This window comes from Nonomuraea sp. NPDC049607 (assembly GCF_040675375.1).
In the GTDB taxonomy this organism is placed as follows: Bacteria; Actinomycetota; Actinomycetes; order Streptosporangiales; family Streptosporangiaceae; genus Nonomuraea.
Genome location: NZ_JBFAOV010000002.1, coordinates 1 through 25494 on the forward strand (window position 1 = coordinate 1; position 25494 = coordinate 25494).

General features: G+C 63.3%; 14 protein-coding genes and 1 pseudogene. 12 read left to right on the plus strand and 3 right to left on the minus strand.

The features are described 5' to 3' along the window. The 4 genes and pseudogenes from AB0J97_RS04230 to AB0J97_RS04245 form a co-directional block, all read left to right on the plus strand. A pseudogene (locus AB0J97_RS04230) lies at positions 1–289 on the plus strand (hypothetical protein); the annotation flags it as partial. 942 nt (positions 290–1231) lie between these two features. Continuing rightward, positions 1232–7315, plus strand: a complete 6084-nt coding sequence (locus tag AB0J97_RS04235) for a DUF3320 domain-containing protein (RefSeq protein ID WP_364084269.1) — start codon at positions 1232–1234, stop codon at positions 7313–7315. After that, positions 7305–9293 (plus strand): ATP-binding protein, encoded by a 1989-nt coding sequence (locus tag AB0J97_RS04240; RefSeq protein ID WP_364084272.1) that lies wholly within the window; start codon positions 7305–7307, stop codon positions 9291–9293. Before AB0J97_RS04235 ends, AB0J97_RS04240 begins: the two co-directional genes overlap by 11 nt. Before the next feature lie 21 nt (positions 9294–9314). Next, positions 9315–12191 (plus strand): Z1 domain-containing protein, encoded by a 2877-nt coding sequence (locus AB0J97_RS04245; RefSeq protein ID WP_364084275.1) that lies wholly within the window; start codon positions 9315–9317, stop codon positions 12189–12191. A 984-nt stretch (positions 12192–13175) separates the two neighbouring features. On the opposite strand, the gene AB0J97_RS04250 is transcribed toward AB0J97_RS04245, so the two are convergent. Further along, positions 13176–13907 carry a hypothetical protein gene (locus tag AB0J97_RS04250; protein ID WP_364084278.1) on the minus strand — a complete coding sequence of 244 codons (732 nt, stop codon included), beginning with the start codon at positions 13905–13907 and terminating at the stop codon, positions 13176–13178. A gap of 239 nt (positions 13908–14146) precedes the next feature. Between AB0J97_RS04250 and AB0J97_RS04255 the strand changes: the two genes are divergently transcribed. The 3 genes from AB0J97_RS04255 (at position 14147) to AB0J97_RS04265 (ending at position 18156) form a co-directional block, all read left to right on the plus strand. After that, positions 14147–14827, plus strand: a complete 681-nt coding sequence (locus AB0J97_RS04255) for a hypothetical protein (protein WP_364084281.1) — start codon at positions 14147–14149, stop codon at positions 14825–14827. A gap of 96 nt (positions 14828–14923) precedes the next feature. Further along, positions 14924–16339, plus strand: a complete 1416-nt coding sequence (locus AB0J97_RS04260) for a transcriptional regulator (RefSeq protein ID WP_364084283.1) — start codon at positions 14924–14926, stop codon at positions 16337–16339. Next, on the plus strand, positions 16336–18156 hold the full coding sequence (locus AB0J97_RS04265; protein ID WP_364084286.1) for a DEAD/DEAH box helicase: 1821 nt from the start codon (positions 16336–16338) through the stop codon (positions 18154–18156). The genes AB0J97_RS04260 and AB0J97_RS04265 overlap by 4 nt, the downstream gene beginning before the upstream one ends. A gap of 263 nt (positions 18157–18419) precedes the next feature. On the opposite strand, the gene AB0J97_RS04270 is transcribed toward AB0J97_RS04265, so the two are convergent. After that, a complete protein-coding gene (locus tag AB0J97_RS04270) occupies positions 18420–19247 on the minus strand; it encodes a hypothetical protein (protein WP_364084289.1) in 828 nt (275 codons plus the stop codon). 234 nt (positions 19248–19481) lie between these two features. Between AB0J97_RS04270 and AB0J97_RS04275 the strand changes: the two genes are divergently transcribed. From AB0J97_RS04275 to AB0J97_RS04285, 3 genes are all read left to right on the plus strand, one after another. Continuing rightward, the gene (locus tag AB0J97_RS04275) at positions 19482–20189 is read left to right on the plus strand and encodes an HNH endonuclease (protein WP_364084291.1); all 708 of its coding nucleotides are present in this window, start codon (positions 19482–19484) and stop codon (positions 20187–20189) included. Beyond that, entirely contained in the window at positions 20186–21172 is a 987-nt protein-coding gene (locus tag AB0J97_RS04280) for a NaeI family type II restriction endonuclease (RefSeq protein WP_364084294.1), read from the plus strand. Before AB0J97_RS04275 ends, AB0J97_RS04280 begins: the two co-directional genes overlap by 4 nt. A gap of 87 nt (positions 21173–21259) precedes the next feature. Next, entirely contained in the window at positions 21260–22450 is a 1191-nt protein-coding gene (locus AB0J97_RS04285) for a restriction endonuclease (RefSeq protein ID WP_364084297.1), read from the plus strand. A gap of 68 nt (positions 22451–22518) precedes the next feature. Here AB0J97_RS04285 and AB0J97_RS04290 read toward each other — a convergent pair whose 3' ends face one another. After that, positions 22519–23016 carry a very short patch repair endonuclease gene (locus AB0J97_RS04290; RefSeq protein WP_364084300.1) on the minus strand — a complete coding sequence of 166 codons (498 nt, stop codon included), beginning with the start codon at positions 23014–23016 and terminating at the stop codon, positions 22519–22521. A 94-nt stretch (positions 23017–23110) separates the two neighbouring features. On the opposite strand from AB0J97_RS04290, the gene dcm reads away from it, so the two are divergent. Then, complete coding sequence (dcm, locus tag AB0J97_RS04295) at positions 23111–24385, plus strand: DNA (cytosine-5-)-methyltransferase (protein WP_364084303.1); 1275 nt, start codon at positions 23111–23113, stop codon at positions 24383–24385. 518 nt (positions 24386–24903) lie between these two features. Continuing rightward, positions 24904–25488: a class I SAM-dependent methyltransferase gene (locus AB0J97_RS04300; protein WP_364084306.1), complete on the plus strand. Its 585-nt coding sequence runs from the start codon at positions 24904–24906 to the stop codon at positions 25486–25488. Positions 25489–25494 lie beyond the last annotated feature (6 nt).

Below are 25494 nucleotides of genomic sequence, written 5' to 3' on the forward strand. Positions count from 1 at the left end.
CCACCTCCCTCCAGGGAAACGATCACAAGGATCCTGGGAAGCGATCTTCCGAGCCTCCACTCAGTTCCAGGTCAGACCAACTCGTGAACACCCCAACGGTGAGGCCCGCCAGGAGTTTTCCATCGTCCTGACAGCCCAGCCGGTCAGCGGCGAGCCTATGCCAAGCGACGAGTCTCGCGAGGTCTGCTGGGTGCCTCGCGAGCAGGTCACCCAGCTGCAGATGGACCGCTCCATGCGGATGCGCATTAAGCACTATCTAGCCGGCACTGCCCTTCCGCACATTGGCTGATCTCCGCCAAAGCCTCGGGAGGGCCCCTACGATGACCATGCTGCTTCACATCACCGCGGCCAAGGACACCCGCCCAATACATCCGCGCAGTAGGCGGCGGACACGAGGGAGCAGCCAGTGCATATTGCTGCCGGTGCTCCCCTCCTTCCAGACCACACCAGCGGCTGGCCGCGAGCTGCGACGAGGCGATCAGCGAACCCCTCTTGCCCATCCCGGCACATTGGGTCGACCTGCAGGTCAAGCACCCTGCGATAGCTCTGAAGCGGTACAGGCCACCAGTGACGCTGCTGCCGGAGGGTATCGGCGAGGGCGGCACGGTCGGAGGTGGGACGTCGAGGGGGATCAGCTCCGACCGCGGGCACGCAACGCGGAACGGGTGGGCTGAGGCGGTCAGGCCGAGCGAGGATCTCGATAGTGCGTGGCGGAGAATCTGGAGGGCCCATGCACATCTGGCGCGTTTGCTGCAAGGCTTATGGGTGGCCTGCCAGGACGACAACTATTTGATCTTGCGGCGCACCTACCTGGGCGAGCTCGAAGAGAGCGCCCTCCAGCACCACGCTGACGGCTTCTCCTTGAACTCGGACGAAAAGTACCTGCGACTTCGCGTCACACACCCACCTCTTCCAGACTTCTGTCAGCTTATGTAGCCGACTGTCCGGAATCTTCTGGGCATCTCAATAGCCCTGCCGCTACGAGGACGCTGCAGTAGCCTGACGACCACAAACGATGGTGCCCGCTGAAGCGGGAGCAAGTTCACCCGTGGAACCAGAAGCGTGGCCTCCCCTCAGGCACACTACCCTCACCAGCATTCTGGCGTATCGGCCTGAAGAGAGATGGTGGGCAGGTATTCCATGGGACCTGACCACTTTATGCTGTGTCGAGCTAGCCGCGATACCGGGGCGTCGCGGGCGCGGTTATCGATGAGTGGATAGAGAGTGTGCAGTGACGAAGAGCTGGCACAGCGACTGGCCCGTCGTTGATCCGGAGATCCCTGCCGAGGATCGGAAGCTGATTGAAGACAATCCACAACTGCAAGGCCTTCAACTGTCTACGGCGACTCAGGCTGACTGGAAGCTGGCCCGGGAGCTCCAGCAGACCTACCACGATCGCTACGTCATCGCCTCCGAGCTCGACAAAACGGGCCGTGAACTCGTCTCGAGAGCCCTAGTCGCGGCAAACCGGGTGCTGACCGCCGAGGTCACTCGTCAAGAACAGCTTGATGCCGCCGCTGCGGCGGTGATGCTGCCGCAGCAGCTCTGGGAGATCGCGAAGCTCGCACGCATGCAGACCGAGGTCCGCCGCGATCTGGACAATCTGGCCGACGTTGCCGAGTTCGCCACCCAGCAGCAGGCTCTGGATGCCTCGCTGACTGAGCTAACCAGCAAGGTCGAGGAGCTGGAAGCATACGCTGCCACGGTCGTCGAGACGGAGCGGCTAGCCCAGCTAGCGGTGATTCGTCACCGAATGAACGACCGGGTTGAGGATCTGCTCTCCCATACCAGCGACAGCGAGTCGCTAAGGTATCTGAGTTCGGACGCCGAGACACTTAAGCAGGCCATGCAGGAGCAGGCTCCCGTTTCCGAACGGTACGCGGCCTCTGCGTTCCAGCGCGAGGTCAGTCTGGATGAAGGCCGCGAGGCGCAATTGGTGAAGGTGCTGCGAAAGTGGCGCGACTCGCTGATCGATCTCAGTGGCCGCAACAAGCTGCTCAACTTCAAGCCGGGCGCGAATGGCCTTGAGATCATTCAACCGGGCACGCACCAGTTGATCAGGGGCCTTGACAAGGGCATGCCGTTCGCCGAACTCCCAGAAGACCTGGAGGGGAAAAGGCAGTTCGCTCTCAAGGATGGCGAAATCCTCACCCACAAGGACTCACGGGCAGCGCTTACCCGCGCCCTGCGCAAGCTCTACCGCGACAGCACCCAGATCTACACTGATACCGGCCTGTGGGCGCTCGCACTCGGCATGGGCGCGCTGGAGTGGAGTGACGACGGGGGTAAGACCTTCATGTCGGCGCCACTCATGCTTGAGCCTGTGCACCTGGAACGCACTAACACCGGCTCTGGTTTCCGGATGAGGGCCACTGAAGAAGACGACACGATCCCCAACCCGGCGCTGGCCGTCAAGATGGAGACCCTCGGCATTAAGTGGCCCGCGCCTGAGGCGATGCAGGATCTCCCATCAGCGATATCTGCGGTGCGTGAGTCTGTCAGGGGGATACATGGCTGGCGGGTCACCGACCGGGTGGTGCTGGCGATCTTCCAGTCCCATAAGGAGGCGATGTACCGCGACCTCCTCGACAATGAGGGGCGCGTGCTCAGCAGCCCGCTAGTCGCAGCGGTCGCGCTCAGCGGCGATCCGAGCCCGCTGACGCAGGGGCTCTACTTCGATCCACCCGAGTTGAAGGACCTTGACGTAATCCAGCCACCGGAGACTGCACCGCTCGTTCTGGACGCCGACTCCTCCCAGCGGCAGTGCATCGCCGCGGCGGTCAACGGACACAGCTTCGTCATGGACGGCCCGCCCGGCACCGGTAAAAGCCAGACCATCGCCAACATGATCGCGTCACTGCTCCATGCTGGCCGTACCGTGTTGTTCGTCAGCGAGAAGGCCGCGGCGCTCGACGTCGTACGCAACCGGCTGAACCATGCCGGCCTTGATTCATTCTTGTTACCGCTGCACTCTCATAACACCAGCCGCAAACACGTCGCTCAGCAACTGGGCCGTGCGCTGATGGAGCGCACCAAGGCGGTCAAGCATTCCGTGGACTCCGATCGGCTGCGAGGGCTTCTCGGTGACCTGTCGGGCTACGCGGACGCGATGAACCGCATACGCCAGCCTCTAGAACGTTCCCTCCATGACGTGCTGGGGCGGCTCAATGAGCTCGCTGGTGTCAGGCAACTCGCGCCCCGCAGGACGTTCGACCCGAGCCGAGTCACCGCCAGGGAATTCCAGGAGATCCTGGTGGCGGCGCGCGGGGTTGCTAAGGCCTGGCGACCCGTCGCCGAGGGCGAAACTTTCCTCTGGCGTGGCCTGGCCAGCGCTAGTTCACCACAAATCTACCTTGACCGGCTTGGCGAAGAGCACCACGCCCTCATCACAGCGCTCGATGTTCACTACGAGCTGGCCATGCCGCTCGGGATGAACGACCCGGCGCGTATTGGCGACCTGATCGATCTGCTCGGGGCTACCGCCGAGCGACCGGTTGTGCCAGTTCACTGGCTCACTAGCGCCGACCTTCCCGGCCTCCGCTCCGCACTGCTCGATTTCGCGCAGCGCCGTGACCAGGTCCTCGACGTAATCGACCGCGTCGTACACGACGCCGGTCCGCGCTGGAATGAGCTAGACCGGTCACTGACTCCGGCGCCCTCTGCCGAAGAGCTGGCCTTGTCCACGCTCAGTCCGCACGGTATCGATATCACGGCACTTACTGCCCAGCAGGCCAAAGAGCTGTCCTCCAGATTGAGCGCCACCGCCGACATGCTCGTCAGACACCAGCTTTCCCTGTCCGACCTCGCCGAGCTGTACGGCGTGGCGGTACCGGTCAGTGCCGATGCTGGGCTGCGGCTTTGCCGCTTGGCAGCGTACTCGGCGGCCCAGGCCTGGCCCGAGGCAGTCTGGCTCACTCCGGCGGGTCGTCAGGCTGCCACGGCCGCTGTCCGGGAGCTGACCTTTGCGATCAACGAGCTGATCTATGCCAGGAGCGCGGCAGCCGATCTATTCACCGATGCGGTGCTTTACAGCGATCAGCTCGCGGAGGTTGCTAGCCGGTTCGCCACACTGTATCGGGGGCTGAAGAAGCTCTCCTCCGCGTACAGGAAGGACAAGGCATACGTCGCCAGCCTGACTACTGACGGCGTGTTCGGCAAGACCACCGCTGAGCGCCTTCCGCAGGCGATAGCCTGGCGAGCTGCGCATAAGCGCTACCTCGCGGTGGTGGCCACACATGCCGGCGCCCTCGGCGCCTACTGGAACGGCGAGACGACAGACTACGAGCTAATCCGCCAGGTCCTGACCGCTGCTGCAGATATTGAGGGACTGGCCGGACCTGTACAGAACCGTGCGGCCTTGAACGCACAAGTCGCCCATGGCGGGACACCCAATGCTTTTGCAGCGGAGGTAGCAACGTCAGTTTGTGCAGACCTGGAACGCTGGCAGGCAGAACTGGCGCCGGCTCCACAGGCGGGCGGACGTCCACAGCTGGCACGAATGCCCTTAACAGATGTGGTGGCCTGGTACCGAGCACACCTTGGGCCGCTTCGCTCCGCCGCTGAACTCGCTCAGCACGTCGATCAAATTAGCGCCGCTCAGAACAACACGCTCGGTTCGGCGCGCCGCAGGCTGGGCCTGGCGATCGATGCCTGGCGCTCGCAGGAGGAGTTAGCCGCGGATGCCAACGCGGACCGCGAGATCCTGGGGGAGCTCTTCGACGGTATCCGGACCGCTCAGAGCGCAATTGATGGCGCTTTGACCTGGGCCGAGCGGGCCCAGGACTGGGCGCACGGCCCGCTACCTGAGATGGCCGCCCACGCGCTGCTTGCTTCGGCCCCGGATCCAGTCCTGACCAGCGCCTATTCCCGCTATGTGCGCGCAGCCGACGAACTGTCAGAACTGTTCAGCGGCCCGCGTAATGCGGAGCTCCTCTCAGCTCTGCTCAGCACAGCTGACGCCGCGCAGGAGACTGTGACGAGGCTTCTGGCGGACCGCAATGGCGCCGAGGAGTGGCGGGCCTTCGTCAACAGCAGCACGATCCTCGGCCAGTATGGCCTGGCCGACCTCATCGAGCGCTCCGCTGCCCAGTCGGCCAGCGCAGCGGACTTCCCCAGCCTGGTGGAGTGCGCCGTCCTACGGGCCTGGGCCGAGCATGTACTCTCCCGCGATCCGGCTCTTGCGGTGGTCCGCGGCCCGCAACGCGACGACCTGGTCGATGAATTTCGCAGGCTCGACGAGGCTGTGATAGCGAATGCCTACTCGCAGGTGATAGACGCCTGCAACGCGCGTATGCCCAAGTCTTTCCTCGGGCCCGCCGCCATCATCCAGCGGGAAGCCGAGAAGAAGTCCCGGCACCTGCCAGTGCGCGTGCTTCTACATAAAGCGCCGGATGTGGTACAGCGCCTCAAGCCATGCTTCATGATGAGCCCGCTCACGGTGAGCCAATTTCTGCCGCCGGATTTCAAGTTCGATGTCGTCATTTTCGATGAGGCGTCGCAGGTCATGCCGCATGATGCAATCAACTGCATATATCGTGGCAAATCGCTGATTGTCGCTGGTGACCAGAAGCAGATGCCGCCGACAAACTTCTTCGGTGTCGCCGAGGCGGAGACCGACGAATACGACGAAGAGATCCCCGACACCTTCGAGTCTTTGCTAGACCTGTGCAAGGCAAGCGGCCAGATCCGCAGCATGCCGCTGCGCTGGCACTACCGGAGCAGGCACGAGGGACTGATCGCCTTCAGTAACCAGGCTTTCTACGACGGCGCACTGGTGACCTTCCCCGCGCCGCGCACGAGTGCGGCTTACCCCGGCATCACCTTCCACAAGGTGACGGGACGGTACTACCGGGGCACAGCGCGGAACAACCCCATCGAGGCGGAGGTAGTGGCCAGCCGGGTCTTGGAGCACTTCAGGATCAGGCCCGGGGAGAGCCTCGGAGTGGTTGCCATGTCGAGCGCACAGGCCCAGGCCATCGAAGATGCGGTGGAGCGTGCCCGGCTCGCCCAGCCCGACCTCGACAAATTCTTCACCGAAGGGCGTCTGGACGGCTTCTTCGTCAAGAATCTTGAGACGGTTCAGGGGGACGAGCGGGACGCCATCCTTCTCTCAGTCGGGTATGGCCCCGACGAGCGTGGCAAGCTGTCGCTGAACTTCGGGCCACTCAATCGCGCCGATGGCTGGCGGCGCCTCAATGTCGCCATTACCCGGGCCAGGTACAGGGTGGAGGTCATCTCCTCCATCTCCGGTTCGGATATCCCCGACAGCAACAACACCAGCCGGCAGTATTTCAAGCGTTACCTTGAATACGCCGAGCGCGGCACCGATATGCTGCCCGGGCACGCCAGCGCGGGCGAGAGCCCGGTCTTCGAGCGAACCATCGCCGAAGTCATCCGCAACTGGGCATACGACGTCACCGAGCAGGTAGGTATCGCCGGATACCGTATCGATGTCGCCGTCAAGCACCCCGAAGACCCAGGTCGTTACGTACTTGGAATCGAGTGCGATGGCCGGATGTACGCCTCCTCTGCGGTAGCCCGCGACCGCGACCGGCTTCGTGACCAGGTGCTCCGTCTGCTCGGCTGGCGCACCTATCGTCTGTGGGCTGCCGACTGGTACCGAGACCCTCGCGGAGCCGGGCTGCGGCTCCGCGAGGCGATCGAGCAGGCGGTAGTGCACGCCGAAGAGCCTGAGATCGCCATACCCGCTGCGGAACCCGCATCGGTGATGGTTGAGAACGCGACCGAAGAGCCTGTCGCCTGGGGAGAGCCATATCGTCGCGCTCGGACACGGCTAATCCCCCGCACTCTCCCGGAGATGCATCTGTACGACGCGCAGCCGCAGCTGCGGGCGCTCCTCATGGAAATCGCGTCGGCTGAGGCACCGATTCACCATGGCCTTCTCTACCAGCGCGCCCGCGAAGCCTGGGGAGTGGGCCGCACTGGCTCGCGGATCAGTGACAACCTCAATTACGTGCTCTACGGCCTGGTGAGAGAAGGCCAGCTGATCCTGGAGGAGGAGTTCGTCTACGTGCCTGGCAACAAGATCGTGGCCAGGAGCCCAGGTGATGGTGTGGAACGGAAGGTCGGGCAAATCGCACCTGCCGAGCGGGATGCCGCGATCTTCGGAATCATCGGGGACGCTCCCGGGATTTCCCAGGCAGACCTGATCACGGAAGTGACGCGGTTCTTTGGCTGGCGCCGTACCGGCGCCGAGATCACCGCAACTCTCAATGCCGATCTTAGCCGTCTGGCCGCGGCCGGGCGGATCAGCGGCCTACCGGAACGCATTGGCTTGGTGAACGATGCATGCTGACGTGCAGCTTGGCAGCGGCGTCCAGCCGCAGGACTTCGCCCTCCTGGACGGCCTGCTTGCCCCACGTGAGGCAACCCGCGCCATCTTCGCCGTCAAGCTGTTCAGCCCGCAGATCACTCACTTGGTAGTCACCAGCGCCAGACTGCTCGGTGTCGCGATGCCAGCAGGCCATGTGGCGCTGCAGATTCCGCTCACCGACGTGGCGGGTGTGGACATCAAGGCGCACGGCTTCGGCCGCCCGAACGCCGTGCTGGTCCACCGGAAGACGGCCTGCCCCGCCGACCTTGGTGACGCCTCTCCTCGGGATCGCGGCGGGATACGGCTGGCCATCACCAATGCCGCAAGATCACCGCAAGTGGTGGTCATTCCATCTCCTGCGGTTGGGCCGGTTGTGCCTGCGGTGCCTGTGCAACCTGAATCCCCGCCGGTTATTGCCGCGGAACACGCACAGGAGGATACGCCGGAGGAAGTGCATGCGTCCGGCTGGCATCGACGAGTGCCGACCAGCGGCTCCATCGAGTTGCCGCCAGATCCGCGAGCGCTGGACGGCCTCGGCCGTAATCACTCTCTGGAGACCGCCATCGCTGACCTGGTCGACAACTCCATCGACGCCAGCGCCACACACGTGCTGATCAGGATGGTTCGGCTAAATGGCCGCCTGACCACGCTCTACGTCGTCGACAACGGCAAGGGTATCCCTGACTCTGCAATCGATACCGCCATGACCGTCGGCGGGCAGCGGGACTACCAGTCCGCGGACCTGGGAAGGTTCGGCCTCGGATTAAAGGCCGCCTCGTTCAGCCAGGCGCAGAGTCTGACGGTGATATCCAAGGCTGCCGATTCGGCGGTCGTAGGCCGCAGGTGGCTACTCGACGGCAATCGCAAAGGCTTTCACTGCGATGTCATTTCCACCGCCTTCGCGAGCGCGGAGTTCGGCCGCGCTTGGGGATTGCCAGGATTGGCTACTGGAACGGTCATCCGCTGGGACGAAGTCAGCGGATTCCCTGCCACCAGCGACCCCGCGCGCGTCGAGGAGTTCATCACCCAGACGGCGAGCGCACTGCGCAGCCACCTCGGCCTGGTCTTCCACAAGATCCTTGAGGCTGGCCGCATCGTGATCGAGATCGACGTGGAGGACGTCGATCTCGACGCACCTCCGATGCGCACTCCCGTTTACCCCATCAACCCCCTGGGCTACCAGCGTTCCGGCAGGCACGGCTACCCGAAGGAGCTGAAGGCCGAGCGCGATGCGGTATCGCTCTCCTTCCGCTGTCATATCTGGTCCCCGCGGGCCAGTTCCCAGGCGTTCAAGCTGCCTGGTGGAGCCGAAGCACGGCAAGGTATCTACTTCTACCGGCGCGGCCGCTTGCTCCAGGCTGGGGGGAGCTGGCACGGCCTGCACCCCATGCACCGGCGGCTGCAGCTGGCGCGGGTCGAAGTCGAAATCGACGATGACATCATCCGGATCTTCTCCATGAACCCGGAAAAGTCAAGGGTCAATGTCGGTCCAGAGTTCGCACGGCTGGCGGAGCAGGCTGTCGCTGACGATGGGACTACCTTTCAGGACTACTTCACAGCTGCGGAAACCACCTTCAGCGACTCCCGCAAGCGCAAGAGTGAACGGCGCCCGATGGCGCCGCCTGGCAAGGGCATCGCGCCTGAGCTTCGTGAAGCCATCGAACGGGAGATCCCGCTCGACGAGGAAGCTGACCCCATCGATATCCGCTGGAAGATGCTCCCTCGCGACGACTTCTTCGAGCTGGATCGCGACCAGCGAGTGCTCTGGCTCAATGAGCGCCATCGGCCGGCTGCCTTTGGCCAACGGCGCAGTGTTAACGACGCACCGCTACTCAAGGCCCTGCTCTTCCTGCTCACCGAGAACCTGTTCGGCGGCGAATACCTCGGTCCGCGCGATAAGGATAACCTCGCGCTCTACCAGCAGATTCTCACCGCCGCGGCCAAGAGCAACCAGCCGTAACTGACCTTGAAAGGAGTCCGCATGACCGCCGAGCTGCGGGAGGCGTACCTTGACGCCCTCACCATCATGGAGCGCCGCGGGCCGCGCGACCTGCATGAGCTGGCGAGCAGGAACGCTGACATCGCTTGCAACGACGAGGCATTCCGCGCCTATCTGGCCGGCGCCGGACAGGACGACGAGGTGGTCCGGAACCTCCGTCTGCGGCTCGTCACCTGGGACAACGCCGACGCGGACCAGCCCTATTCGGCCGGGACCTTTCGCAACACGGAGGAGCGGCGCGCTGAGATCGTCCGCCTGCTCAAGGTCGATGACCGTACAGCGGCCCTGCTCCGGGAGCAGTTTCCGATCGCCGGAGTCGAGGAGCCCATCACCATCGCTGGAGACTGGGATCCGTGGTATCACGACCCGGCGCGCCAGGAGCGCGGCTTTTACTGGGATAATTACAGCAAGTTTCTCAGCGAGAAGCGCGCCTGGGAACCGGGAGCCGTCGCAGCACTCGACATCGCCACCGAGCGGGTGGTCGAATGGCTGTCCGACCCCCTGCGCTCAGAGGCATATCAGGCGAAGGGCCTGGTCGTCGGCTACGTTCAGAGCGGCAAGACCGCAAACTTCACCGGTGTGCTCGCCAAGGCCATCGACGCCGGCTATCGGCTGATCATCGTCCTGACCGGGACAACTGACCTGCTCCGTGCGCAGACACAGCGCCGACTGGACATGGAGTTGCTCGGCCGCGAGAACATCCTGCGCGGCATCGACGAGTCCAACCACGAGGCACTGGACTCCCTGGACTACCAGGACGACCCCGAGTGGCTGAACGACGGGTTTCTTCGTCATGGGGTCCGACCGTCAGACGCGGGGTTCCCGGACATCGACCGGCTCACAACCCACCGCTTCGACTATAAGAGCCTCAAGGCTGGCATCGCAGCGCTGGACTTCAAAAAACGAGAGCGCAACAGGCCCTTCTTCCACGAAGAGAACCTGTTCTTCAGCGACGCCCGACTGCTGGTGGTGAAGAAGAACGCAACCGTCCTCGGCAAACTGGTCAAGGACCTCAAGAAGATCAGCATACGACTCGGCGAGATCCCCGCCCTGATCGTGGACGACGAATCCGACCAGGCCTCTGTCAATACCAGCAATCCGAAGAAATGGAAAGCCGACCAGGTGGAGCGGACTGCGATCAACCGGCTCATCTCCCAGCTTCTGGTCATGCTGCCCAGAGCCCAGTACGTAGGCTACACCGCGACACCCTTCGCCAACGTCTTCATCGACCCGAGCGACGCTGAGGACATCTTTCCCAAGGACTTCCTCATCTCCCTGCCCTTCGCACCTGGCTACATGGGCGCCTCGGACTTCCACGACCTCGACTCCTCACCGGGCAGTGAGGCAGGCACCTTCGCTGGTTCCAGAGAGTGCGCGCACGTCCGGAAACTGAGCGAAGAGCCGGATGACACCGAGCTGTTGCGCGCGATGGACACCTTCGTGCTGACAGGAGCCGTGAAGGTCTTCCGCGAGCGAGTCAGTGGTTCCTCGTTCAGGCACCACACGATGCTCATCCACGAGGCCATGAAGCGAGACACGCACCGTGAGATGGCAGAGCAGGTATACGCGATGTGGAAGTCGGCCGGCTATGTGTCGGCTTCCGCCAATGAGCGACTCCGGCAGCTCTACGAGCGGGATGTCCTTCCCGTGTCTCGTGAAATTGGCGACGGACTGCCCATCCCGGGGACATTCGAGGCGCTAGTTCCGCATATCGGAGAGGCCGTCGCCCGGATTAGCAGCGTCGGCAACCCGGTCATTGTCGTCAACAGCGACAAGGACATCGAGCAAGAGGAGCTCGACTTCGATCGCAACCAGGTCTGGCGCATCCTTGTTGGTGGCAACAAGCTGGCCCGCGGCTTCACCATCGAGGGTCTCACCGTCTCCTACTACCGCCGGCTTACGAAACAGGCCGATACCCTGATGCAGATGGGACGATGGTTCGGCTACCGCAAGGGGTACCGGGACCTTGTCCGGTTGTTCATCACCGATGACCTTCACACCGCCTTCCGCGCGATCGTTCTCGACGAGGAGCACTTCCGGACCGAGCTCCGGCGCTACGCCGTAATGATCGACGGGAAGCCGCAGATCACACCGCGGGAGATCCCGCCTCTCGTGGCGCAGCACCTGCCGTGGCTCAGGCCAACCGCAGCGAACAAGATGTACAACGCCTACCTGACCGAGCGTTGCTCCCCGGGCGTTCCGCTGGAACCCCTGGCGTACCCGACGAGTACGGCCGCTTTGCGCGCGAACACCGAGCTGAGCAAGCCACTCCTTGCCGCTGCCACCGAGGACTGCTTCCTGTCCACGAAGACCTCCGCGTACCCGGCCAAGACAGGGATCATCGCGCACGCCGAATTGATCGACGTGCTGACCGGCTTGCAGTGGCTGGACAAGTCATTTGAGCCGGACCTTCGATGGCTGGCCCGGCTCAAGGCTGACCAGGTGCGCGACTGGGCCGTCATCTTCCCGCAGCACCGCAAGAGGGACCTTCCGACTGCCACCATCCTGGGTCACGGCCCGGTAAGCCTGGTCAACCGTACCCGTAGCCGCGGGCCGTACTTCAACCGCATCGCCGGCATGGAACACCGCCTGTCCGCCGAGCGGATCGCCAGGATGACGGGCCTGGACACCGATTCCGTGGCCGCCCGCCTCGCGGCGCCCCTGCGCGGCGCTATCCTGGTCTACTCGGTGATCGCGAATGAACAGTGGAAGCCCGACGCCTCCGGCGTGATCGCACCGGAAGACGTGATCCTGGCCTTCAACATCACTGCCCCCATCTCAGCCACAGAGAATGGTCGAGTCGTTACCTTCGCCGCCCGCGATCCAAAGCATGCCGAGGCCGCCATCATCGACGCCTGATCAGACGACTTCGAGGCATTCCAGATCTCGGAGAAGATCAGCCCCTTCGGCCGGGTGCTGCGCCAGCCGATAGACTACATCCGCCCAGGTCATGACTCTGGGGGGCTTCGCTTGGTGAACGCGTGCTTCGGCCGCCTGGGAGACGGAAGCGCGTCCGGCAGGATGATCCGCTGTGCCTTTTCGGTTGGCCTACCTGACTGTCTGGAGATTCTCGTTCTGCGTCACCAGATAGCCGTCCTGCACCGGCAACTCGGCGCTGGCACCAGAGTGCGATTCGCGCCCGAGGACCGGGCCTTTCTCCCTACGCTGCTGACCTCACTGCCGCGCGAGGTCCTGCGCCGACTACGGCTCCTTGTCCGGCCGGACACGGTCCTGCGCCGACACTGCGACCTGATGAGACGTCGTCATGCCGGCCGAAGCAGCCCTGGCGCCCACCCACGGTGCGCTCCATCCGCGCCTTCATTCTGCACCTGGTTCGCGAGAACCCGAGCTCGGACTACCAGCGGGTCCACAGAGAGCTCACCACGCTCGGCATAAAGGTCGCGCCGTCTACCGTCTGGGAGAGCGAGGCCTCACCTCGAGGTGTGGACACCTTGAGTGCCGGGTGATGGAAATCAAGGAGTTCCACCTTCTGCAACGCGATGATCAGTGCCAGCATCCCCGGTGGCAGGCCAGGCCGTTCCCGCGTCCCGTACGCGGCGAAACTCCGCATCGGCAAACAATTCGCCCAGCTCATCACGCACCCGCGTGGCCAGCCGATAGGCACCCTTCGCCGAAACAGCCCGGGCCACCTTCACGGTCATGTCCGGTATCTGCGGCCACGGGCGCGGATGCACTGACACAACGATCTCCACCCCATGGCCGAGGTGAGGGGAAACCGGCCGCACAGGGCATCGTCGTCGCAGACCAGCCCGAGATCACGGACATCGAGGGGTGTCGCCCGAATTAACCGCCAGGGTCTCATTGGAGCGCAAACGGGATTGCTCATGCATCCTGAACGCTGCAGCGCATTCGTGACAGTGCTCCAGCATCCGGAATATTGCCAAATTCTATCAAGTGGCTGACTACGGCTAAGACGATCCCTTCTGATCTGCTCCCGACTGCCCGCAGAAGGGTGTCTGTGGCCTCGGTGAGGCCCCGGGCTCGGCACGCCTGGATCGCGGCAGCGGCCTCCACCGCAGGCGCCTTGCCGCCGGCATAGTTCAACATGCCGACGGCATGCTCGTAACGGCCGTGGTCCAGATGCAGGACCAGTTCGTCGACCGGCCACAGTGCCTCCGCCGTCGAGCCGTTGCGCCGGTTCCCGTCGGCGGCCGGGACCGGCGCAACGGATAAGGCGCCGGTCCTGGCCGCCGTTGCCGCCGAGGTCCCACCATCCGCGTGCGCAACGATATCCGCAGCCGGCCCTGCGGCGGTGAATATGCCCTCGTCCAAGACTCGCTGCAGGAGGCGTCGCAGCTCCTCCTCGGTCACGGTCCCAGCAGGGTTCTTGCGCTCCGCGAGTTGGCGGAGCGCGAGGACCATTTGCGTGTCGGGATTCTGTACCTGCCCCGACGCAAGCCGGTCGAGGGCGGAGCGGGAGCGATGAATCTGAAACCCGACGCTGCGCAATGACCCGCCCGTGTCATGCAACAGAATGCGCACCGCCTGGGCGAGTTCGCGCCGCGCCGGTGAAAGGGAGGTTGAAAGGGGCTTCCTTCGCCCGCGTGGAGGCACAGATGACTCCTTGGGGTCCCGCAGGGATATCAGTTCCATCTTGGCGGACGCCTATGACAGTTGAGGGGTCCTGTTGCATCAGAGAGACACCGCGGGACACGGCGGCAAGCGGGACATAGCAGGGACAGGAAAGGCTTCCCGTGACGTAGATGCTTGCGCTTCGCTGGAGGAGCTGAAGGAATCGGCCCGCTTGACAGCTCTGGGCCGTCACGCGTTGCAGATGAGAGGATCCGAAGAACATGGTGGCAATACCGTCCTGGACGGACGAAGAACTCGGCACCAAGAAGCGCGTTGCGCTGTGGCTAGTGCAGGAGGTCGGAGTCGGAAGCGTGTTCACCAAGGAGCAGCTGCGGGCCGCGTTCGACGGAGTCAGCCAGGTCGACCGCCGTATGAGGGAATTGCGTGACCACGAGTGGCAGATCGACACCAACCGGGAGGATCCAGCTCTCGATCCCAGAGAGCATCGACTCGTGCGGCAGGGTCTGCCTGTCTGGGAGCCCGGCATGGGAAGCCGCAAGGCGACCGAGTCCGTGGGAGCCGTACAGCGTCGTGCCGTACTGATGGAGGACAACTATCTGTGCCGGACCTGCGGCATCGGAAACGGTGAAGCGTACGCCGACGGTCACGGAGCAACCTCCCATCTGGACATCGCGCGGCGCCAGATCACTTTGCCCAGCGGGGGCACCGAAGTGCAGCTGGTCACCGAGTGCAACCGGTGCCGCGTCGGCGGGCGTGACACCGACTGTGATCTAGGTGCCCTCGCGGCGGCACTGGCGCAGCTGTCGACGTACGAGCGCAAGATGCTGTCCGCCTGGATGGAGCGGGACGCCCGCAGCTTCAACGAGGTCGAGAAGCTTTGGGGCGTCTACCGCACCCTGCCGGCATCGGCCCGCGCCGAGGTCCGCGGCATGCTCCAATAGCCCCTATCCAAGCCGCGGGTCAAGCACCGAAGCCCGTGTGTCGGTGCTGCCCCGGCAGCTTTCTGATCGCTTTCACCCATGCGAAGGAGCACTCACGTGACGATCGACTTTGGCCAGCCCCGCGAGGCTGCCGACAACCGCGAACTCGTGGCCCAGCGGCTGAAGGAACTGCGCAACGGGAGCGGGGTCCCGGAGACGCTGACAGTTGAATGGCGGGGAAAGCCCATCCATGTCGAGGTCATCGACATGCCGGTCGAGGTCCTGCGCTACAACCCCGGCACGCACCGCATCCGCGCCCAACGAGCCTACGACCCGGCACGGGACAGAGCGCTGGACGAGGACCCCTGGAGCCCTGAGAGTCAGGAGTACCTCCACTCCCTGCTGAAGGCACTGCCCGCCGACCCCTCCGTGACCGACAAGGCCTTCGAGGACCTGCTTGAGAGCCTGCGCGAGTACCAGCAGAACGAACCCGGGCTGATCACCCGCGACTGCATCCTCGTCAACGGAAACACCCGCCGCGCTGCCCTCAAGGAACTCGGGCGGACCAGCATGCGGGTCGGCGTCCTGCCTGAGACCTGCACGTGGAGCGACATCCACGCCGTTGAGCTCTCCCTCCAGCTGCGCCCGGACACCCGACGGGACTACTCCTACATCAACCACCTGCTCGCCCTGGAGGAGCAGGTGAAGCTTGGCAAGCCTCTGCCGGAAATCGCCCGGAACTTCCACACCACAACGCCGGCTTGTGATCGTGACCTGTGGATCCTGGCCCAGTTGCGGGATCTCCTCAACCGCAGTTCTACCGGAACTATCTCTTTGCGGCTCATGGATTTCGAGAACGCCAAGGAGAGGTTCGCTGAGCTCTACCGCACCTACAACACCGAATCTGCACGTAACCGGGAGCGTGCCGACCTGATGAAGGAGGGTCGGCTCGCGGCCATCGTGCTCGAGTTCGCCAAGACGGATGTCCGGTTCATCCAGCCCGACTTCCACGAGCGTTTCCTGGACAAGCGGCTGCCCGCAGAGCTCAGACCCGAACCCGCACAGGAGACCACAGCTGTAGCCATCCCTGGCCTTGGCCGCACTGTCCAAGCTGCCAGCGCGAGGGTCACCGCAGCCAAGACTCTTACTGACTCCCTCCTGCGAGCCAAAGCTGTCAAGGCGGCAGGCTCCGCTACGACCGCTGAGGAGCAGAGGGCAGCAGCCGAGGTCTTCGAACGCGCACACGAAGTCTTCAACGAGGCGCTGGAGTTTGCTGGCAAGGACTTCCGGCTCCGCAAGAAGCGCCTCGCCGCCCCTGACCGCGTCGCTGACGCTTGTAAGGACCTGGAGCAGTGTGTTACCGACCTCGTCCTCGCCCGCGGCAACGCCAGTCTGGATGAAGGCGCATTCGACGACGCCCTACTCCAACTGCGCACCGTCATGGAGCGCGTTGCCATCGAGGCCGGCAAGAGCGTACCGCTCCCAGGCGAGGGCCTGACATGGCTCAACGGCGCTGTGGGGAGGCAGCAGTGACGGTAACACAGAAGGAGCCGTCGCTGCGGATAGCATTCGACGTCTCGCGAACCCGCGTGGTCCTGCGCACAGCGCCCGGGCACGAGCAGGATTTCGCAGACCTCGCCGCACGCATCGCCCCAGGCGGCCAGCGCGGGCCGCTGGTGGGGGAGTTCGATCTTGATGACTTCCTCGACCGCCTCATCGAGCTCGGCTCCTGGCGCCACGATGGCGTCGAGTGGGAAGACGCTCTTCTCCAACTCGTCAACGGTGTCCTCGACGACGCCGAGCGAGCCGAACAGACACTCCGCAACGGAGCAGACGTCGGCCAAGGCGCGATAACGCCAGACGATGTGCTGGGGCTACTTGGAGAAGGCTGGATCGGAGACCTCACCCTCTTCCAGCTCCGTGACGCTGCACAGCTGCTATCGCTCGGCCACGGCGCGAATTTCAGCGTCCCCGGCGCTGGCAAGACGCGCGTCACACTCGCCGTCTACGCAGCAATGCGCGAACAGGGCCTGGCCAAGCGGCTCCTCGTCGTCGGGCCCAAGTCCGCCTACGAGGCTTGGCTGACAGAAAGCCAGCTCTGCTTCCGCACGCCCCCGCGCACCGCTGTCATGAGCCGCACTCCCGACTACGGCGCCGAGGTTCTGCTGGTCAATTACGAGCGCCTGTCCCGGGCTGTGCCTGGACTCGTGTCCTGGCTGGGTGCCGCGCCATCGATGCTGGTGCTCGACGAAGCCCACCGTATGAAGCTTGGCGCAAACGGAACCTACGGCTCAGCCTGCCTCGCACTCGGGCCCGTCGCCGCCCGGCGGCTCATCCTCACTGGCACCCCGGCCCCAAACGGCGCTCGGGACCTGGAGAACCTGCTGTCGTTCGTCTGGCCCGGCCGCGGCAAACGCGTTGTCTCTGACGCCGTACGCGGCGGCGATCTCGCCTACGCCAGCACCGTGCTGCGTCCGCTGTTCACCCGCACCACCAAGCGGGAACTGAGTCTGCCACCATTCGAGCCGAAAGTCCGTTATATCAGTCTGCCGCCCATCCATCGGGAGGTGTACGAGGCGCTCAAGGGAAACTTCTCTGCGCGGGCTGAGGCATGCCGCGACGATATCGAAGCCCTCGGCCGGGCAGCGCTGCGCCTGATCATGGCCGCAACCAGTCCGGCACTTCTAATCGAGGGCAGCAGCCCGTACGAGCCGCTCGCCTATGGGCCATCGCCGCTAGAAGCCGCCCCCGGAGACTCTCTCTATGCGCTTCTGCGCGACCTGCCCAGCTACGAACTCTCCCCCAAGTACCAGGAGGCTGCCCACATCGTCGCTACCAACGCAGCAGCCGGCCGCAAAACGATCGTGTGGACGACCTTCGTACGCAACATCACCACCCTGGCCCAGCTTCTCTCCCCCCATTGTCCGGCCGTCGTCCACGGAGGCACGGCCGATCGAGACGAGGAAATCCGGCGGTTTCGCGAAGACCCGGGTTGCATGGTGCTGATTTCAAATCCAGCGACCCTCGGTGAGGGCATAAGCCTGCATCAGGTCTGCCACGACGCTATCTATATCGATCGCGATTTCATGGCCGGCCGGTTCTTGCAGAGCCTTGATCGCATCCACCGCTTGGGCTTGGCACCCGGCACGGAGACCAGGGTCACCGTTCTCGTCGCGGAAGGCACCATTGACGAAGTGGTCCAGTTGCGTCTCGAGGCAAAGCTGGAGTTCATGGGCAGCATCCTGGACGACCCAGAGGTGCGCCAGCTCGCAGACCTCGTCGAAGAGCCCGTGGACAGCTACGGCCTGGACTTGGCAGACATCCGCGAACTCCTGCGCCACCTGGGCTAAGTGCTCCGGGAGGACCGTGAACTCTGGTTATGTAACGATGGATTTGCTTGATCGTTTAGCGAATCGCTGATTGCCGGTTGCGTGACAGGCGTGGGCGGGGGTCGATGCCGCTTGAAATGGAGGTCGGATAGTATGATCGGCGCCTTGGCATCCACTGTCGGCGAGAATAAGCCGCCCCGACAGTGGACCGCGCCAAGTTTGATGCAGACTGGTGTGCCCCCTGAGTTGGATAGATTGCTTTGTGCGCCCCGGCCTGGGGTGATTCAACGGCCACCGGCCGCGGACGCATGGAGAGCCGCACCCAAAGTCCTCGCCGCGCCGCGGACTTGCTCCGGGCTTGGAAGATGCACAACTCCGAACCTGGATGCCCGCGCCAGCTGAATAGGGTGAAAGTGGAAGGGTGGAACAGCGCCCGCCAGAAGTTCGCTCGTTGGAATCTTGCGCCCTTGGCCATCTTTGTGGAACTTGGCGTTCTTCACAAGCAAGCTGCACACCGTACGACCGCACCAGAAGTCCACTCGGAAGAGCGCATCGGCAAGGGGATGCATCCTTACGTCAAGCCCAGCGTTGCGGAGATGCACGACTACGAAAATCTCCCGGAGGAAGGAGTAGTAGGCGTTCCCGACTCTCCAACGCATGGAGGCTGTGACTACGGTCCTGCTGGGGCCGCCCAGCGTTGACGATACCTGGGTGATCTTGTCCTGAGCAGGACGCCACAACATCTCGTTTCCCCGAGGATCGTCATGCACGAACGCCCGGAACTGCTGCCAGGTTGGCAGCATTTCCAATGACTCGACTGCGAGATGGAAAGTATGGGTGAAAGCGAAGTCCGGATGCCAGTCAACGATCGCCTTGACGCTCTCAGCTGTGGCACGCTTCACCTCGCCGAGGGCATGCTCGGTCGACATGCAGACGCGCTCTACGTCTTCAGGAGTCAGACGGTAGATCGTGGAGGTTTGATGTGCGAGCACGTGAGGGACGACCGTGTCCTTCTTGGCTGGGTCGTCAAGCCATCGTTGGAGCACGACTTCGGTGGGGCTGGTCACGTTGAACAGGTCGAGTACATCTTGAGCGGTGGTACGAAAGATCACAGTGGCCCCATCCGAGGGTTGCGGCCTGCAGGAACATCGAACCGTTCTATAGGTGAAGATACATGGCGCCACCGATAAATATCGGATCAAAGCGGGCATAGCTGCATCTAGCTAGGTAGATGCCGTCTTCTGCCAATAATTTGCCTGATCACGCCGCAGAAGGCTAGTTCCGAGAGGAGGGATCTTGGTGGGGAGTAAGCCTCATCGGGTCCTATGACCGGGAGCGAGGGTCTCTTGGTAGACGTCGTCTGGACGAACGACAAGCTGGGAACGCGGATTCGCGTCGCTCTGTGGCTACACAGTGAAGTTGACGAAGGAAACCGGCTCAACAAGCAGCAGCTGAGGAAGGCGATCCCCGGCATTGAGCAGGTGGATCGGCGGATGCGAGACCTCCGGCCGGCCGGCTGGGTTATCAAGACCTACCGCGACATGGCCAGCCTGGGCCCTGATGAGTTGTACCTCGAGAAGGTCGGTACCCACATTTGGGAGCCTGGGCAGCGCTCGGTTGGGCTGCGAACGATCAGCGGCAAGCTTCGAAGAAAGGTCATAGAGCGGGACAACCATCGCTGTGTCCGCTGCGGCATTAGCGCCGGCAAGGAATACCCCGACGAATCCGGCAACCACGCGCAGCTCACCCTTGAGCACATCACGCCACACAAGCATGGTTCGGCTGCCCAGCTCGAGGATCTTGTTACGGAGCGTGCGCGGTGTAACGAGACCGCCAGGCACCTGACGGGATCCCAGCTCTCCGCCGAGCAAATATGGGACCGTATTCAGGAACTGCCCAGGAGAGAGAAGGCCAAGCTGTTGACATGGATGGTGGCCGATCGAAGGGCCGCGACAGACACCGAACAGACCTGGGCGCGTTACCGCCAGCTTCCCGCCGCGCATCGGGACGCCCTCAAGAAGCAGCTCGGCATCGTATTGGGGAGCGGCAGTTGAGCATCGACAGCAGCGACGTCACCCAGCCTGTGAACGACTCGGAGCTGGAAGCAGTCTTCTCCCACCTCATGGGCGTCGACGAGGACGGAGTGAGAATCGCAAAGTCGATCCGGAGGACGTTCGACATGCTCCTGGACGGTCAGCACACCGGCCGTTTCCGCTGGCAGCAGCTACACAAGACCGAGAAGACCCACTGCGGGACACTGGTCGAGATCAACCTTCAGCGGGAGTTCGACTTCGACGATGGCCACTTACTGGACTACCTGATCGTCGGAGTCGAGGTGGACTGTAAGTACTCCCAGGATCTCGGGGATTGGATGATCCCCCCGGAGGCAGTCGGGCAGCTTCTCTTAGGCCTCTGGGGGAATGATCAGCTTGGTCAATGGTCTGCGGGCCTGGTTCGTGCACGTCCGCACCTTCTAACGTCAGCCAAGGGAAACCGTGATCTCAAGCGCCGCCTGACGAAGGAAGGCAAGAAGACCATTCGCTGGCTGTTCCAGAACGCCCCTCTCCCGGAGAATGTGCTGCTCCGCATACCGGAAGGTGATGTTGCTGCCGTCTTCGGCTGTGGGCCTGCGGGGCACAACTGCAAGGGCCATGGAAGCAAACGCGTAGACGAACTCTTTCGCAGAGCACAGGGCCGGCTGGTCAGCAGGACGGCTGTGGCCACCGTGGCGCAGCAGGAAGACTACATGAAGCGGATCCGCGGAAATGGCGGCGCTCGCTCCAGGCTCCAGCCTGAGGGCATCGTGATCTTCGGCCAGTACGACAGTCATAGAGACCTTGCTCGTCAGCTTGGGCTTCCGATCCCTGGCGCGGGTGAGTCCATCAGTGTCCGGCTCGCGGAACGCCGCCCTGAGCATGGCGACCTGCCGTACATCGTTCTCAAGGAAAAGCGATGGGTAGTCGCAGGACCTGGTGATCCAGTGGAACCCGCGCCTACCTTGCCAGAGATCAAGCGATCGGCCTCAGCGCAGGAGTAGTTTTCCAGAGGAGCGGCGTGTCATCCAATCTTGCGGGTAAGCGGGCTCTAATACCGCGAATCCGGGCATGTTGAGTAACCTTCCCGTGTGGGCGATGAAGATCAGACGGTGCCGTTTGCTGCTCTAGCAACGGCTGATCTCGTGGTGGATGCCGTTTTTGCGGGCGGCAGCGCAGGCAACGCGTCCGACGACCCCCTGGCCCGGCTCCTCCCTGGAGTCGGCAACCGGGGCGGTTTCCGCTGCAACGGTTCCCCCACGCGGCAGAGCGTCCGATTCGCGGTCCTCTTCACCACAGGCGCCGAACCCGACTGGCCAGACGAACTAGACGCTCAGACCGGCCTCTTCACCTTCTACGGAGACAACCGTCGCCCGGGCACAGAACTCCACAAGACTTCGCGTCGCGGCAATCTCCTGCTCCGCGATGCCTTCAACTGGAGCCACAGCGACGCTCGAGTGAGCGTGCCACCATTCTTCCTGTTCGAGAAGGCAGCCCCCGCTGGCCGCGATATCCGTTTCCGTGGCCTTCTTGCGCCCGGCGGCGCCGCACTGACGTCCGACGATGAGCTGCAAGCGATCTGGCGTTCGACCCGTGGTATTCGTTTCCAGAACTACCGTGCCCGGTTCACGGTTCTCGACTTCCCGAAGATCGAGCGAGCCTGGATCATGGATCTCGTCAGCGGAGACCCACTCGGGCCGAACTGCCCGCCGCCATGGCGTGAGTGGGTTGAAGCCCGCACGTACCAAACGCTCCTCGCGCCGTCCACCACGGTCATTCGGAGTACGGCGGAGCAGCTGCCTGACGCGGGTGGCAAGCTGATGGTGGCAGCCATCCACAGACACTTTGCCGGCCGTCCCCATGACTTCGAGGCCTGTGCCGTCGAGATCTGGCGGATGCTAGCCCCTTCAACGGGCGCCTGTGAGGTCACCCGGCATAGCCGCGATGGCGGTCGCGATGCTGTTGGCGAGTATCTTCTAGGGCCCGAGGGCGATCGGGTAGCCGTCGAGTTCGCTCTCGAAGCTAAGTGCTATGCCCCGAGCAACTCGGTGAGCGTCGAGGACGTAGCCCGGCTGATCTCCAGAATCCGCCACCGCCAGTTCGGCGTGTTCGTGACAACCTCCCACTTCAACAGCCAGGTCTACAAGGAAGTTCGCGGCGATGCGCATCCCATCGTCATGATCTGTGCCCGCGACATCGTCGATGTCCTCCGGCGTCATGGGTACGGAGACGCAGAAGCCGTACAAGCATGGCTCGAGCACCGGTTCCCGGTGTCAGCATGATCAGTTTGGCTTCTGCGAAGCTTTACCGTCATCCTGTCCGCATACACCTTGCCAACCTGGGGAACTTGTCAGCCAGTAGCGCTAGAGTCGCTCGCATGTTCGGAACTGGGATCGACTGCAGCGATCACCGCCTCAACGGCGGCGGTCAGCGCTTCGTGCTCCCAGAGGCGGACGACCCGCCATCCAGCAGATCTCAGCGCCTCGTTAACTGCCTGGTCGCGTTCCATGTTCCGACGGAGCTTGGGCGTCCAGTACCACTCATTTGTCGTCGGTTGCCGGCCGTGCTCGGGGCAGACATGCCAGAAACAGCCGTCCACGAAGACAGCAACCTTCCGCGCGGTGAAGACGATGTCCGGACGAACCTTCAGCTTTCCAAGATCAAGGCGAAGATCCTTGCGGTAGCGATACCCCAGCCGGTGCAGCGCACTGCGCAGCACCACCTCCGGCTTGGTGTTCGCCCGGCGGTTGGCCTGCATGTTCCGCGATCGGCCCTCGTTGAGCGGCGCCGGGTACAGCCCGCGCTCGTGGGCCTGCTCTCTAGCTTGAAGTCTCTTCTGGTCAGACACAATCGTTCCGTTGGGCTCATGGCTCCCTGTCTTCTCCGAGAAGATACAGCTGCCCACCGGTCCATGCCGTATCCAGATTACGAAAGGGGTCCCTGTGACCGAGAAGCAACTTCGGGTCATTGAGATCTGTGCTGGAGCCGGCGGCCAGTCCCTTGGGCTGGAGAAAGCTGGCTTCGATCATGAGCTCGCCATCGAGCTAGACGATAACGCAGTTAACACACTGAAGCACAACCGTCCTGACTGGCATGTGGCCTCGGGGGATGTGGCGGATCCTCAGGTGTGGGACCCAGCGAACTACACGCCGGACAAGCGAGGCGGCCAGCCGATCGACTTGTTCGCTGGAGGGGTTCCGTGCCCGCCCTTCTCCATCGCAGGTCGGCAACTGGGTGCGAATGACGAGCGAGATCTATTCGCCTGGGCCGTTGAGCAGGTCCACACCCTCCGCCCTCGAGCCCTCATGCTGGAGAACGTTCGGGGGCTGAGCATGCCGCGCTTCGCAGGTTACCGGCAGCATGTCTTGGACCGGCTCAAGAAGTTCGGTTACGCGGCCGAGTGGAAGCTCCTCCACGCGTCTGACTACGGGGTTCCCCAGCTTCGCCCTCGGTTCGTGCTCATCGCGATGGCTCCTGACGACTTTGAGCACTTTCACTGGCCTGAGCCCACAGGCAAGCGTTCCACGGTTGGCGAGACCCTGTACCACCTCATGAAGGCGAACGGCTGGGCAAGAGCTGAAGAGTGGCGCGACCGCGCCAATGACATCGCCCCAACGATCGTGGGCGGATCCAAGAAGCACGGCGGCGCGGACCTTGGTCCAACCCGTGCAAAGCGTGCATGGAGCGAGATGTGGGTTGATGGCCACGGGCTGGCAGATCATGCACCCTATACGGATGACGACATAATCGTTGACCGCGGACCGAAGCTCACGGTGGAGATGGTCAAGCACCTCCAGGGGTGGGACGACGACGACTTCAAGTGGGAGTTTAAGGGTAAGAAGACCTCGAGCTATCGCCAGATTGGAAACGCTTTCCCTCCGCCTGTGGCCAAGGTACTCGGAGAAGCTATCGCCGCAGCGCTTAATAAGAGAACCCAGCGGAGAGAGCGGACCTTCCGCGAACCTCAAGATCCGATCTATCTTGCGCTTCGCAACCACGGCGACTTCATGACCGCCACCGACCTTGCCGCCATGTTGGAGCTCGAGCTCAAGGAGTTGGAACGCCGCATCAATCTCCTAGGGCGGGACTTCCAGATCGAGGTCAGCAACGGCACCGAGCCCGCAGCTTACAAGCTTGGAGCTTTTAAGGCATTTATGGGCCAGGATGACCACATCCGTCACGATCAGTTTGAAAAGTTCCGATCTCGCATCAGCTGACTCGTGCAGCAGGATGCAGCGGCAGCGTTCTCATGCCCCACGGCGGCTGAAGCGGGCGCAGCGGCAACGGCGGGCGCCACCAGCGCAGTGCCGTTGAGGAGGGTGGACACGAGCAAGCCTCTGAGCGCTAGGAGCTCTCAGAGGCTAGGGATGGGATACGCGACAAGGATTAGACGTCTGCTACTCACGAATAATTGCCGCTCGTCGCTGTCCGGATGCGGACATCACAAAGCCCTGCGTCGCCGGTTGATAGCGTGGTTCGCCGCATCTGAGAACTGATCCGCGCGAGGCCAGCGGCTGAAATGACAGGGAAGATTTCCGGCATCATCGGCTAAACCTCGTACGGGAATCGGCCGTTCCTTGACTGACCTTGCCGCCCGTCGGATGCTGAGTCTTGCCCTGGTGCCTCGGCTTGGAGGGAACGTCTCGTGCGGAGAGATGTCACGCGGGCTCACTACGATCGCCTGGCGGACAGGTACGACGAGAACTGGGCCTACAGTCCAGAGTTCATCCGGTGGATGACCGATGGCATCCTCGGCCGGTTGAGTGTCGGCTCTAGCGATCTGATGTTGGATCTCGGGTGCGGGACTGGCCTCTACTCCCGCGGTCTGGGCGAGCACGCCGACACGGTGGTCAGCGCCGATCCCTCCCCAGCGATGCTGGAGCAACTCCCCGCCGACGAGGGTTTGATCCCGCTGTGCGCGGGAGCCGAAGACCTCGCCGAAGGCCGGATCATGCCTCCTCATGACGGCTACGACGCGATCCTCCTCAAGGAGGTGCTTCACCACGTTGCAGATCCGCCGCAGGTCCTCGCCGACCTGGCCCGCCTTTTGAGGCCGGGCGGGCGGATCCTCGTCGTCATGCTTCCGACGACTATCGACTACCCGTTGTTCGAGGCAGCGCTGACGCTCTTCCGGGAACGGCAGCCCGACCCGGAAGACGTGGCCGCTGCGATGGATCGCAGCGGTCTTCGGGCCGAGCTGACCTACGATGACTTCCCGCTAACGTTCACCGTCGAGCGCTACACGCAGATGGTCCGCGACCGGTACATGTCACTGAGCCGTTTTCATCCCCCGTACGGCGGGCTGCTGATCACAGGATGATCGCGA